The 12,681-nt window shown below is 72.0% G+C and carries 9 protein-coding genes; 1 reads left to right on the forward strand and 8 read right to left on the reverse strand.

What is annotated here, in order from left to right:
• Positions 1-122 precede the first annotated feature (122 nt).
• Genes BM419_RS23040 through BM419_RS23060 form a run of 5 tightly spaced genes read right to left on the reverse strand, consistent with a single transcriptional unit; the run spans position 123 to position 7,284 of the window.
• On the reverse strand, positions 123-1,139 hold the full coding sequence (locus BM419_RS23040; protein WP_091927792.1) for a hypothetical protein: 1,017 nt from the start codon (positions 1,137-1,139) through the stop codon (positions 123-125).
• 25 nt (positions 1,140-1,164) lie between these two features.
• Positions 1,165-2,493 carry a c-type cytochrome gene (locus tag BM419_RS23045; protein ID WP_056530246.1) on the reverse strand — a complete coding sequence of 443 codons (1,329 nt, stop codon included), beginning with the start codon at positions 2,491-2,493 and terminating at the stop codon, positions 1,165-1,167.
• 8 nt (positions 2,494-2,501) lie between these two features.
• Positions 2,502-3,047: a (2Fe-2S)-binding protein gene (locus BM419_RS23050; RefSeq protein WP_020094523.1), complete on the reverse strand. Its 546-nt coding sequence runs from the start codon at positions 3,045-3,047 to the stop codon at positions 2,502-2,504.
• Positions 3,044-5,881: a xanthine dehydrogenase family protein molybdopterin-binding subunit gene (locus BM419_RS23055; protein WP_091927793.1), complete on the reverse strand. Its 2,838-nt coding sequence runs from the start codon at positions 5,879-5,881 to the stop codon at positions 3,044-3,046. The genes BM419_RS23050 and BM419_RS23055 overlap by 4 nt, the downstream gene beginning before the upstream one ends.
• 11 nt (positions 5,882-5,892) lie before the next feature.
• Positions 5,893-7,284, reverse strand: a complete 1,392-nt coding sequence (locus BM419_RS23060) for a nucleobase:cation symporter-2 family protein (RefSeq protein ID WP_056530240.1) — start codon at positions 7,282-7,284, stop codon at positions 5,893-5,895.
• 440 nt (positions 7,285-7,724) lie between these two features.
• Here BM419_RS23060 and BM419_RS23065 point away from each other — a divergent pair, with 440 nt between their 5' ends.
• Positions 7,725-9,083 (forward strand): 8-oxoguanine deaminase, encoded by a 1,359-nt coding sequence (locus BM419_RS23065; RefSeq protein WP_056530235.1) that lies wholly within the window; start codon positions 7,725-7,727, stop codon positions 9,081-9,083.
• Positions 9,084-9,427: 344 nt separating this feature from the next.
• On the opposite strand, the gene bhcD is transcribed toward BM419_RS23065, so the two are convergent.
• The 3 genes from bhcD to bhcB form a co-directional block, all read right to left on the reverse strand.
• Positions 9,428-10,393 carry an iminosuccinate reductase BhcD gene (gene bhcD / locus BM419_RS23070; protein ID WP_056530232.1) on the reverse strand — a complete coding sequence of 322 codons (966 nt, stop codon included), beginning with the start codon at positions 10,391-10,393 and terminating at the stop codon, positions 9,428-9,430.
• A 145-nt stretch (positions 10,394-10,538) separates the two neighbouring features.
• Entirely contained in the window at positions 10,539-11,702 is a 1,164-nt protein-coding gene (gene bhcC, locus BM419_RS23075; protein WP_026605150.1) for a 3-hydroxy-D-aspartate aldolase BhcC, read from the reverse strand.
• A 13-nt stretch (positions 11,703-11,715) separates the two neighbouring features.
• On the reverse strand, positions 11,716-12,675 hold the full coding sequence (gene bhcB / locus BM419_RS23080) for a beta-hydroxyaspartate dehydratase BhcB (protein WP_056530229.1): 960 nt from the start codon (positions 12,673-12,675) through the stop codon (positions 11,716-11,718).
• Positions 12,676-12,681 lie beyond the last annotated feature (6 nt).

Consider the following 12,681-nt stretch of genomic DNA (forward strand, 5'->3'; position numbering starts at 1 on the left):
CCGTCATTGCGAGCGCAGCGAAGCAACCCAGGGCTGCGGGACATCGGGGAACGTGGTGCCGGCTGGATTGCTTCGCTCCGCTCGCAACGACGGCGGAACCGATCTGATCGACCGAAACGGCATCAGAAGACGTGGAACGCGACGCCGGCGAGGAAGCTCTTCTCCTCGGTGCCCTTGAAGGTCGCGGTCTCGACGTTCCCGAACTTGTTGTGCCAGTACTGGAACCCGACGAAGACATCGACCCGGTTGGGCTGATCGTAGACGAGCTTGCCGAGATCGAGCACGAGGTTGGTGCGCGACAGGAATTCGAGCCCGCGGGGCGGGTTGAAGGCGAAGGCGGCCGGGTTGCTCACGCCCCGCCCCTTCGGCAGCACGATGTTGTTGAAGCCGACGAGGCTGAGCGGCAGCCCCGTGAAGGTCAGGGGAAAGTTGTAGACCAGCTCGAATTCCGGGACCGTGTCGAAGCTCTGGTCGCGGTCCGGCTGGAGATTGAACCCGTTCCGGTTCCACTCCTTGTAGGCTTGCACGGAGAGGTTGAGAAAGCCCGCCGGCACGTCGAAGGCGAAGTTCAGGCCGCCGACGATGTCGCGCTTCTTCGAGCCGAAGGCGTCGTTCTGGGCGTTGGCGTCGAAGCCGAAGGCGAGCGACACCTCCTTGACGAGGCCGGGAACGGTGAAGGCCTTCGTGCCCGTGAGCGCGTTGAGGCTCAGCGTGCCGCGATACAGCCCGTAGGCTTCGGTGTTGCCGTAATCGGCGAAGAACGGGGCGGCGACGGAGCCCGGCGCGTTGGTGGTGCCGGCCGGGAACTGGGAGCCGGACTTGAGGATGTCGAGGGAGAAGAAGTTCGTCCCGTAGGCCCAGGCATCGGCGTGGGAGATGTTCAGGATGTGCTTGGGCGCCGCGCGGGAGACGAAGCTGCCGTCGGGGCGCTGGATCTGGATTCCGGGCGAGACGGTGGGGAACTGGTAGCGGTAGCTGATCTGGGTGTCGGCGAAGAGGAAGAACGGGCCGTCCTCCACCACCGTCGTGGTCTCGGGCGCCACCGGCGCCGAGGAGGCCGTCCCGAGGTCTTGCGCCCCCGCCGCGCACGTCATCCCGAGCGGCAGCAGCGCGGCCGCGATCCGACAAGCCATGGTCATGTCCGCCCCCTCCTCCCGGCCGCCTTCAGTGCGAAGCGTCGGCCCGCAAACCCGCGCGCTGGCGCGCGACCTCGTCCGGCGTGACCGCCTGACCCTGCCCGCCCCACTCGGCCCGCATCCAGGTCGCGAGGTCGGCGAGCGCCGCGTCGTCGATCAGGGCGGCGAAGGGCGGCATGGCCTCCATCCGCTCGTTGCCCGGGAAGCGCTGCGCCGGGAGCCCGACGAGGATCGCCCGCAGGAGACCGCCCGCGCCCGCGACCCGCATCGCGGTGTTCGTCCGCAGCGGCACGGAGACGTGGGGGATCCCCTCCCCCGCCCCGCCGTGGCAGCCGGCGCAGAGGCCGGCGTAGCTGGCCCGACCCTGGGCCGCGACCGCCGCCGGGATCGCCGCGGGGGTGGCGGCGACCGGCGTCTCGGGCTCGGCCGGCAGGGCGTCACGGTCGAACAGGTAGGCGGAGAGCGCCGTGAGGTCGGCCTCGTCCATGTGCTGCGTCGAGAAATGCACGACGTCGAACATCTGGTGCGTCGCGCCGCCCTGGGCCGAGAGCCCCGTGCGCATGAAGTCGCGCAGGCCGTGCGGGGTGAAGCCCATCCGCGCGAGGCCCGCGGGCGTGATGTCGGGCGCCTCGACGCCCTCGATCGTGGCGCCGCGATAGACGGCGTCCGGGCGCATGGCCTGGATCACGGTGCGCGGCGTGTGGCACTCGCCGCAATGGCCGAGGGCGTCGGCGACGTAGCGGCCCCGGTTCCACAGGGGGGAGCGGCCCGGGTCGGGCGCGGCGACCGTGGCCGGCAGGCTCAGGAGGTTCCAGGCCGCCAGGGTCCAGCGCTGGTCGAACGGGAAGGCGAGGGTGTTGGCCCTGTTCTCCACCGCGACCGGCGCGCGGGTCATCAGGTAGGCGTAGAGGGCGTCGACATCCTCCGGCGTCAGGCCGCGATACGACGTGTAGGGCATCGCCGGGTAGAGGTGGCGGCCGCCCGGCGCGATCCCGTCGCGCAGGGCCCGGTGGAAGTCGGCGCGGCTCCAGCCGCCGATGCCCTGCGGGCTCGGCGAGATGTTGGTGGCGTGGATCGTGCCGAAGGGCGTCTCCAGGGGCAGTCCCCCCGCCCAGGAGGCGCCGCCCCGGGCGGTGTGGCAGGCGAAGCAGTCGGCCGCGGCGGCGACCTTGGCGCCGCGGGGGGCGAGGCCGCGCACGGCCTCCGCGCTCAGCGGGGTCTCGACGTCGCGCGCGACGACGCTGCGCTCCAGGGCGCCGGAGGCGACGAGGCCGGCCGCCGAGACGGCCACCGCGAGGGCGGCGGCGAGCCCGGCGCCGACGCGCCGCGCGGGGGTGGTGAGGGACGGGATCCGCACGGCGCGCCTCAGGCGGTCACGAGACCGGGGGTCGCCAGCACGAGGTCGCGCACCGCCTGATGGTAGCGGACGTAGCCCGTGCAGCGGCAGATGTGGCGGTCGAGCGCCTCGGTGACGACCCGCTCGACCTCGTCGCGGCGGATCGGCTCGCGGCGCAGGCGCTCGATCAGCACGCTCGCCCCGGTGACGAAGCCCGGCGTGCAGTAGCCGCACTGGAAGGCGAAATTCTCGATGAAGGCCTGCTGGACCGGCGAGAGCACGACGGTGCCGTCCGGCGCGGTGCGGGCATGGCCCTCGACGGTGCGGATGCTCCGCCCCTCGAACCAGTGCGCGCCGGTGATGCAGGCGCGGATCTCCCGCGGGCCGGCCGCCTCCTCCAGCATCACCGTGCAGGCGTGGCAGATGCCCTGCCCGCAGCCCATGCGGCTGCCGGTGAGGCCCAGCCACTCGTGCAGGACGTCGAGCAGGCTCGTGCCGACGGGGACGGGGATCGGACCGACCGCCGCGCCGTTCACGCGGAGCGAGAGGTCCTTGATCTCGATGGCGGCGCTCATGCCAGTGCCTCGCGGATGCGCTCGGGCCGGATGGGGAGTTCGTGGAAGCGGTGGCCGATCGCGTGCGCGACGGCGTTGGCCAGCGCCGGGACGACGGCGATCATCACGACCTCGGCGATGCCCTTGGGCGGGTCGGTCTCGGAGAGCGGCGGCAGGATCTCCACCGTCTGGTTCCACGGGGCCACGTCGCGGGCGCGCGGGAGCTCGTAGCGGTTCCAGTTCCACGTGCCGTCGCCGGGGCCGTCCTCGTAGAGGGGCAGCACCTCCTTGAGGGCGTGGCCGATCCCCATGGCGAGGCCGCCCTGCACCTGGCCGGAGACCAGCTCGGGCACGATCTGGCGGCCGCACTCGAGGATCGAGTGGTGGGACAGGATCGTCACGTCGCCGCTGGCGGTGTCGACCGCGACCTCCGCCAGGGTGGCCATCGGCGCGTAGTAGGTCGTGCCGACATTGTTGCGCTGGGTCGGCGGGTAGAAGACCGCCGCCCGGGGCACGAAGTGCCAGCCCGCATCCGCCATCAGGGCGCGGCGCTCGGGCGGGGCCCCGGCGCCGTAGCGCACCGCCAGGGCGTCGATCGGCAGGCGCGTCCGGCCCGTTGCGGGCAGGTCGAACTCGGCCTCGGCCCATTGCCAGCGGTTGAAGGTGTGGAGGGTCACGCCCACCGGCAGCCCGAGCCGGTGCGCCTCGGCGGCCACCGCCTCCAGGGACAGCGGCGGCAGGCCGCCGCCCAGCACTTGCCCGTCCACCAGCCGCAGCTCGTCGCGGGCGACCACGTGGTAGGAAGCCAGCGCCCCGCCGCCGCCGCCCCGCGCCCAGAGCGCGCGGGCGGCGGGCCAGACGGCGTGGTCGACGAGGAACCGCGCGGCCGTCCGGGTGGCGTGGCCGAGGTAGTAGGCGGAGTTGGTCGCGCTCATCGGCGAGGTGAAGCGCGGGGTCCAGCGGGGGTTCTGCGCCCGGCGGTCCTCCTCTTCCTGGGGCGTCGTGTAGGGCTGGTCGGAGGTCTCCAGCGGCATCTCGGGCCAGCGCACCACGCCGAACGCGGTCTCCGAAGGCACTCGGCCGAGGATCTCGGCCACCATGACCGCCTGCGAGGTGGTGACGCCCGGGCCCATCTCGTGGGCGACGTGGCGCAGGCTCAGGCGGCCCCGCGGGTCGAGCTCCAGCGACGCGACCGCCGCCTCGGCGCCCGTGCCGTAATCCTTGTGCACCTGCGCGAAGCCGACGCCGTAGCGGCGGCCGGGATGGGCGGCCTCGTAGGCGGCCTTGCGCGTCGCCCGGTCCCGCCAGAGCGGGTGCGCGGCGGCCTTCGTCAGGATCTCCGCGTTGCGCAGCGCCCCGGCCGGGACCGCGCCCTGGCTGTTGCGCTGGCCCGAGCGGAGCACGTTGCGCAGGCGCAGCTCGATCGCGTCGATGTCGAGGAGCGCTGCCGCCTCGTCGACCATCATCTCGGTGGCCGACATCGTCTGGAGCGTGCCGAAGCCCCGGGTCGATCCGGCCTCCACGGCCCGCGAGGCCAGGGCGATCGCCTGGAAGTCGCTCTTCGGCAGGTAGTAGATCGACTGCGCCGCGGTGGCGCCGACGAAGGAGACCGCGACGGAGTAGTTGGGGCGCCCGCCGCCGTCGCAGGCGAAGCGCCCGGTCATGGCCCGGAACCGGCCGCTGGCCCGGTCCACCAGCAGGACGTTGTCCATGCGGAAGGCGTGGCGCTTCAGCCCGTTCTGGAACTGCTCGAACCGGTCGTTGGCGAGGCGCACCGGCCGGCCGCCCGCGTAGAGCGCGGCCACGACGCAGAGGAACGGGAAGATGTGGTGGTCCTTCGTCCCGTACCCGACCGTGTAGCCGACCTTGAGATCGACCTCCCTGAGCGGGAACCGGGATTTCGAGACCAGCGCGGCGGCGGCCTCGGCCACGTCGTAGGGCGACTGCGTCGCCATCATCAGGCGCAGCGTGCCGGCGGCCGGATCGTACCAGACGTTGCCGTTGTCGGCCTCCATGGCCGAGGCGTCCGTCGACTGCGACCGGTAGGTCCGCCGCATCACCAGGGCGTCCGCGCCGGCGCCGTCGATCTCGGCCGCGATGGCGGCGGCCGCCGCCATGCCCCGGGCGAAGGGGCCGTCGTCGCCGGCCTTCGGCCAGGCGGGCTCGTCCCCGGAGAAGCCGGCGAAGATCGGGGACTGCGCGAACGGCGAGAACCGGTCGGGCGCGTCCGGCGCGTCGCCCTCGATCCGCACCCAGCGCGAGGCGCCGTAGTGGGCCGGCGGCCTGGGACCGGTCTCGGCGCCGTACTGCACGACGTCGTCGGCGAAGCGCAGGGCGCGCTTGGCCGCGGCGAAGCGCGGGAAGTCGGCGTAGATCAGGATCGCCACCGGCTGCCCGAGCAGGCGCGGCGTCTCGCCCTGCGGCACGAGGAACCAGTCGCCGAAGAAGTCGGCGTGCGGGACCGAGACCCCGTCCGCCACCAGGTCCTCGTGCCGGACGATCCGGTCCGGCCGCAGGGCGGCCGGGAGCCGCGACAGGTCGAGGCCGGTGAAGCGGCGGTCGGCGCGGGTCGCCGCGACGAGGAAGGCGTGGGCTTGGCCGTCGGGCCAGCCGGCGAGGTCGCGGGCCCGGTAGTCGCGGGAGAAGGTCTTGGTGCCCGTGACCTTGGCGACGGCGTCGAGGCGGTAGCGGGGCCGGCCCGGCGCGGCCCACGGGGAGCCGGCGGACAGGCCGGTCTCGGCGAGCTGCGCCCGGGCCGGGGGCGCCAGGAAGGAGACCTTCACGGCGACGCCCGCCGCCGCGCCGGCCTTCAGGAAGTGGCGCCGCGAGAGCGCCTTGATGGTCTCGGCCGACATGGCTTCTCCCCTCAGGCCCGGTCCAGGACGGCCGCGTGCGGGAAGGCGGGCTCCGCGTCGGCGACGCGGTGCTCGGCCCCGGCACCGAGACGGTCCGAGTTCAGCAGCAGGTTGAGGACGATCGCCCCGATGGCGCCGAGGGTGATCCCGCTGTGCAGGATCGGCCCGGCCCAGTCCGGCGCCGTGGCGGCGAAGAGCTTGGGCGCCGCCATCGGGATCAGGCTCAGGCCGATGCTGACCGCGACGACGATCTGGTTCCGGCGATCCCCGAGATCGGCGCCGCCCACGATCTTGAGGCCCGCCGCCGCGACCATGCCGAAGATCACGATGCCGGCGCCGCCGAGCACGGCCGGCGGGATCGACGCCACCGCGAAGGCGACCTTGGGCAGGAGGCTGACGCCCAGGATGATGAAGCCCGCCGCGACCGTGACGTAGCGGCTGCGCACCCGCGTCATGTTCACGAGGCCGACGTTCTGGGAGAACGAGGTGTGCGGGAAGGTGTTGAGGCAGCCCGCGATCAGCGTCGAGAGCGAGTCCGCCATCAGGCCGCGGGTCAGGGTCCGCTTGTCCACCGGGCGCCCGACGATGTCGCCCACCGCCAGGAACATGCCGGTCGACTCGACCAGCGTGACCATCATGACGATGCACATCGCCGCCACGGCCGTCAGGTGGAAGGTCGGCCAGCCGAAGTGGAACGGCGTGACGAGGGCGATGAGCGGGCGCTCGGCCAGCCCGTCGAGGCGGAACAGGCCGAGCGGCCAGGCGAGGCACAGGCCCGCGACGAGGCCTATCAGCACGGCGACGTTGGCGACGAAGCCGGTGGCGAAGCGGCTGACCACCAGGATCACCGCCAGGACGAAGGCCGCGACGCCGAGATGGACCGGGGCGCCGAAATCGGCGGCCCCGAAGCCGCCGCCCGCCCAGTTGATCCCGACCGGCAGCAGCGTGACGCCGATGATCAGGATGACCGTGCCGGTGACCAGCGGCGGGAAGAAGCTCGCGAGCCTGGAGAAGAACGGCCGGAGCAGCAGGCCGAACACGCCCGCCCCGATGGTCGCGCCGAAGATGCCCGGCAGGCCGATCGTCGGATCCTGCGCCATCGCCACCATCGGGCCGACCGCCGCGAAGCTGACGCCCATGATGACCGGCAGGCGGATGCCGAAGATCCCCAGGCCGAGGGACTGGATCAGGATCGCGATGCCCGTCACCAGCAGGTCGCAGTTGATCAGGTAGGCGACCGTCTCGGTCGGCAGGTTCATCGCCGCGCCGAGGATGAGCGGCGGCGCGACCGCCCCCGCGCTCATCACGAGCACGTGCTGCATGCCGTAGGCGAGGAGCCTGGGAAGGGGCGGGATCGCGTCGACCGCGTCCACCTCGCGCGTTGTCCTGTCGTGAGACGTCATGGGCGTGTCCTCCGCCAGCCGGGACCTGTCGAGGCGTCGTCCCGTGATGGTGTCGTCGGGGACCCGGCAGCGGTGGCCGGACCTCTTCCGGGTCCGGGCCGCCAGGAGCGGGTGTGGGGCCAGTCGCAGGGCGGGCCGTGGCGGCACGCCCGGGGGCGGGGGAGCGGGCTCTCGGCGGCCGCTCCGGGGTCATGCGCTGCCGACTTGGCTGGCTCTCAAACCTTGCATGGCTGGCCGCGAATGCCATGCCGGGATTTCGGAAGCAGTTTGCGAAAAATCGCCAAGGTGACCGGTGGCGGCTGCCGTATGCTGCGGCCCGCTGACGGCCCCGAGACGGTGCGCCCGGCACGGCGTTCCTGCTGCCAGAGGGCGGCATCTGGCCGTGGGGAGGCGTCGCGGCCCGTCCGGCGCGACCTCCAGGGCGCACCCGGAGAGACGCAATGACCTCCCTGCTGCTGACGAACGCCGACATCCTGGTGACGATGGACGCGCAGCGCCGGGAGATTCCCGGCGGCGCGGTCTACGTGGAGGACAACCGCATCGTCGCCGTCGGCCCCGCCGCCGAGGTGCCGCAGCGGGCCGACACCGTCCTCGACATGCGCGGCCACGCGGTGATGCCGGGCCTCGTGAACACCCACCACCACATGTACCAGACGCTCACCCGCGCGGTGCCGGCCGCGCAGGACGCCGAGCTGTTCGGCTGGCTGAAGGCGCTCTACCCAATCTGGGCCCGGCTCACGCCCGAGATGGTCCGCGTCTCGACGCAGACCGCGATGGCGGAGCTGATCCTCTCGGGCTGCACCACGTCGAGCGACCACCTCTACATCTACCCGAACGGCTGCCGGCTCGACGATTCCATCGAGGGTGCCGAGGAGATCGGCATGCGCTTCCACGCCGCCCGCGGCGCGATGAGCGTCGGGGAGAGCGCGGGCGGACTCCCGCCGGACTCGGTCGTCGAGGACGAGGCGGCGATCCTCGAAGACACGCGCCGTCTGATCGAGCGCTGGCACGATCCGGAGCGCTTCGCCATGCGCCGGATCGTGGTGGCGCCCTGCTCACCGTTCTCGGTCAGTCGCGGCCTGATGCGCGATGCCGCCGAGCTGGCCCGGCACTACGGCGTCTCGCTCCACACCCACCTCGCGGAGAACGACGACGACGTCCGCTACAGCCTGGAAAAATTCGGGATGACGCCGGCGGAGTACGCCGCCGACCTGGGCTGGACGGGCCCCGACGTGTGGCACGCCCACTGCGTCAAGCTCGACCGCGCCGGCATCGCGCTGTTCGGCCGGACCGGGACCGGGGTGGCGCACTGCCCCTGCTCCAACATGCGCCTCGCCTCGGGCATCGCGCCCATCCGGCAGATGCGGTGCGAGGGCGTGCCGGTCGGGCTCGGCGTCGACGGCTCGGCCTCCAACGACGGGTCGCACATGCTGGGCGAGGCGCGGCAGGCCATGCTGCTCGCCCGCGTCGGCTTCGGGCCGGCGGCCATGACCGCGCGGGAGGCGCTGGAGATCGCGACGCTGGGCGGCGCGAAGGTGCTGAACCGGGACGATATCGGTGCGCTGGCCCCCGGCATGGCGGCCGACATCGTCGCCTTCGACCTGCGCGGCCTCGGTATGGCGGGGGCGCTGCACGACCCCGTCGCCGCCCTCACCTTCTGCGCGCCGCAGACGGTGGCCTGGAGCGTCATCAACGGGAAGATCGTGGTCCGCGAGGGCCGCCTGACGACCCTCGACACCGGGGCGCTGGCCGCCCGCCACAACGCCCTCGCGGCGGCCCTGGTGCGCGGCGAGGCTTAGGCCGGCCCATCCTCCCCGGCCGAGGGGCTCGTGGATTCGAACATCGGGGTCGGCGGCGCAGCTTCAGGATCGGGCGCGCGTCCCGATCAGCGTCAATGTCCGCTGGAGATTTGAGAAGATCCTGGCACGCAGAGATGGAGGCTGGATTAATGCCCTCTTATAATCTCTTCGATTGATAATTCATGCGCGGCCGTCTTTGCGAGCGGAGCGAAGCAACACAGAGCCGCGCAATGTCTGTAAAGGTCGCGCGACCCTGGGTCACTTCGCTTTGCTCGTGATGACGGCGAGGAATGCGTCGATCGCAGCATCCGGCCGGAAAATGTATTACCTTCGGGTCGAGCCTGTCAGACATCCACCTCCGTCGCCAGCCCCTTGGCCACCGCGCGGTCGACCGCCACCGCGGCGACCGCGAGGTCCTGCAGCCCGACCCCGGTGCCGTCGAACAGGGTGATCTCGGACTCCGAGACGCGGCCGGGGTGATCGCCGTTGATCACCGCCCCGATCTCCACGATGGAATCCGCGGCGAGGAGCCCCCGCGTGACGGCGTGCTGCGCCTCGCCGATGCTGACCGACTGCGCGACCTCGTCGGTGAAGACCGTCGCGCCCGCGAGCAGTTCGGCCTCCACCTCCTGCTTGCCGCGCGTGTCCGTCCCCATGCAGGCGAGGTGCGTGCCCGGCCGGACCTGCGCGGCCTTCAGGATCGGCGCGAACGAGGACGTGATCGTCACGACGACGTCGGCCTCGGCCCCGAGCCGGTCGAGGTCGACCGCCTCGAACGGCACGCCGTGCTCCCGCGCCACCGCCTCCATCCGGCCGAACATGCCGGGATGCAGGTTCCACGCGAGGACCCGCTCGAACGGCCGCTGCGCCAGCGCGGCGCGCAGCTGGAACGCCGACTGGTGGCCCGCGCCGATCATGCCCAGCACCCGCGCATCTTTGCGGGCGAGGTGCCGGACGGAGATGGCGCAGGCCGCGGCCGTGCGCAGCGCGGTGAGGAGGTTCCCTCCGACGACGGCCCGGCAGCGGCCGGTATCGGCGTCGAACAGGAACACCGTCGACTGGTGGTTGGTCAGGCCCTTCGCGGCGTTGCCGGGCCAGAAGCCGCCGGCCTTGAGGCCGAGCGCGAGGCTGTCCCGGTCGAAGCCCGACTTGAAGCCGTAGAGCGCGTCGGCGTGGCCGATGGCTTCCCGGACGACCGGGAAGTTTCCGGCTCGCCGCCGCGCCATGGAGGCGAAGACCTGTTCGACGGCGGTAAAGCACTCCGCCTCGGTCAACAGCCCGTCGATCGCGTGCTCGGGAACGATGATCATCGCGGATGTGTCCTCAATTCGTGAGCCGGCATGTCGCCCCCGTCATCGCGGGCGTCGCGAAGCGACCCAGGGCAGCGGGCCCCGTCGAGGCGCGTCCCCGGATCGCTGCGCCGCGCTCGCGATGACGGACGGTGTGCAGGGTGCGTCAGTAGGCCTTGCCGCGGGCCGAGACCGGCCAGAGCGTCTCGACCCGGCCGTTGCGGACGCCGACATACCAGTCGTGGACGTTGCAGGTCGGATCGCAGTGGCCGGGGACGAGGCGCAGACGGTCGTTGACCTTCAGCCGGCCCTCGGGATCCTCGATCACCCCGTGCTCGTCCGAGCACTTGATGTATTTCACGTCGTCGCGGCCGAAGACGAAGGGCAGGCCGGAATCGACCGACTGCACCTTCAGGCCCGCGTCGCAGATCGCCTTGTCGGCCTTGGCGTGGCTCATCACGCTGGTGAGGATGAACAGGGCGTTCTGCCACTCGCCCGCGTCGATGCGCTTTCCGTCCCGGTCGCGGATACGCCCGTAATCGGCGTCCATGAACGCGTAGCTGCCGCATTGCAGCTCGTTGTAGACGCCGGATCCCGCCTCGAAATAGTAGCTGCCGGTGCCGCCGCCGCTGACGAGTTCCGGCTCGAGGCCCTCCCGGTTCAGCGCCGCGACGGCGTCGCGCACCTGGGCGATGGCCGCGTCGAGCTTGGCCCGCCGCTCCTCGTAGCCGTCGATGTGCTGCATGGCGCCCTGGTAGGCCTGGAGGCCCGCGAAGCGCAGGTTCGGCGCGGCCGCGACGGCCTGGGCGATCGCCACCACCTCGGGGGTCGTCCGCACGCCGCAGCGGCCGGCGCCGCAATCGATCTCGACGAAGCAGTCGAGCTGCGTGCCGTGCCGCTGCGCCGCCGCCGAGAGGTCGGCGACGTTCGCCACGTCGTCGAGGCAGACGATGATGCGGGCGCCGTGCAGCGGCAGCCGCGCCAGCCGGTCGATCTTGCCGGGGTCGCGCACTTGGTTCGAGACCAGGATATCCTTGATGCCCGCTCGGGCGAAGACTTCCGCCTCCGAGACCTTCTGGCAGCAGACGCCGCAGGCGCCGCCGAGGCTCTGCTGAAGCTTCAGGATATCGACGGACTTGTGCATCTTGCCGTGGGCGCGGTGGCGCATCCCGTGCGCCTTGGCGTAGTCGCCCATCTTGCGGATGTTGCCTTCCAGCGCGTCGAGATCGACGATCAGGCAGGGCGTCTGGATCTCGTCCTCGCGCATACCGGGCAGCGCGGGGACGTCGAAGCCGACTTCGAGATCGGCGGATCGGGCGTTCATGTGCATCGTGGGCCTCCCGTTATTGCCAGGGCAGCGCGTCGAGATCGACGTTCCCGCCCGTGATGATCACGCCCACCCGCTTGTTCGCGAAGACGGGGCGATTCTTCAGCACTGCCGCCAGGGCGACGGCGCTGGACGGCTCCATGACGATCTTCAGCCGCTTCCAGATCAGCTGCATCGCCGCGACGATCTCGGCCTCGGAGACCGTGAGGATATCCGCGACGTGGTGGCGGACGAAGTGCCAGGTGAGGTCCTTCAGCGGCACCTTGAGCCCGTCCGCGACCGTCACCGGCGCGTCGTCGGCGATGATCCGCCCGGCCTTCAGGCTGCGATGGGCGTCGTCGGCCTGCTCGGGCTCCGCCGCGTAGACGGCGATGTGCGGGGCGAGCCCGGCCAGCGTCAGGCAGGTGCCCGACACCATGCCGCCGCCGCCGATCGGGGCGATCACCGCGTCGAGATCCGGGACCTGCGCGATCAGCTCGCGGGCGCAGGTCGCCTGCCCGGCGATGACGCGGGGATCGTTGTAGGGATGCACGAACTCCGCGCCGGTCTCGGCGACGACCTCGGCGAACACGGCCTCGCGCGATGAGGTGGACGGCTCGCACTCCACCACCCGGCCGCCGTAGCCGCGCACGGCGTCCTTCTTCGCCTGGGGCGCGGTGCGCGGCATCACCACCGTGCAGGGGATGCCGCGCCGGCCCGCCGCGTAGGACAGGCAGGTGCCGTGGTTGCCCGACGAGTGGGTCGCCACGCCCCGGGCAGCCTGCGCGTCGGTGAGGCTGAAGACGGCGTTCGAGGCGCCCCGCGCCTTGAAGGCGCCGGCCTTCTGCAGGTTCTCGCACTTGAAGAACAGCTGCGCGCCGGCCGCTTCGTCGATGATCCGCGAGGTCAGGACCGGCGTCTCGTGGATGTAGGGCCGGATGCGCTCGTGGGCGGCCAGGACGTCGTCGAGGGTGGGCGTGATCAGGGCGCTTTCCATGGCGCG

Origin of the sequence: Methylobacterium sp. yr668 (assembly GCF_900116245.1) — a bacterium.
Classification (GTDB): domain Bacteria; phylum Pseudomonadota; class Alphaproteobacteria; order Rhizobiales; family Beijerinckiaceae; genus Methylobacterium.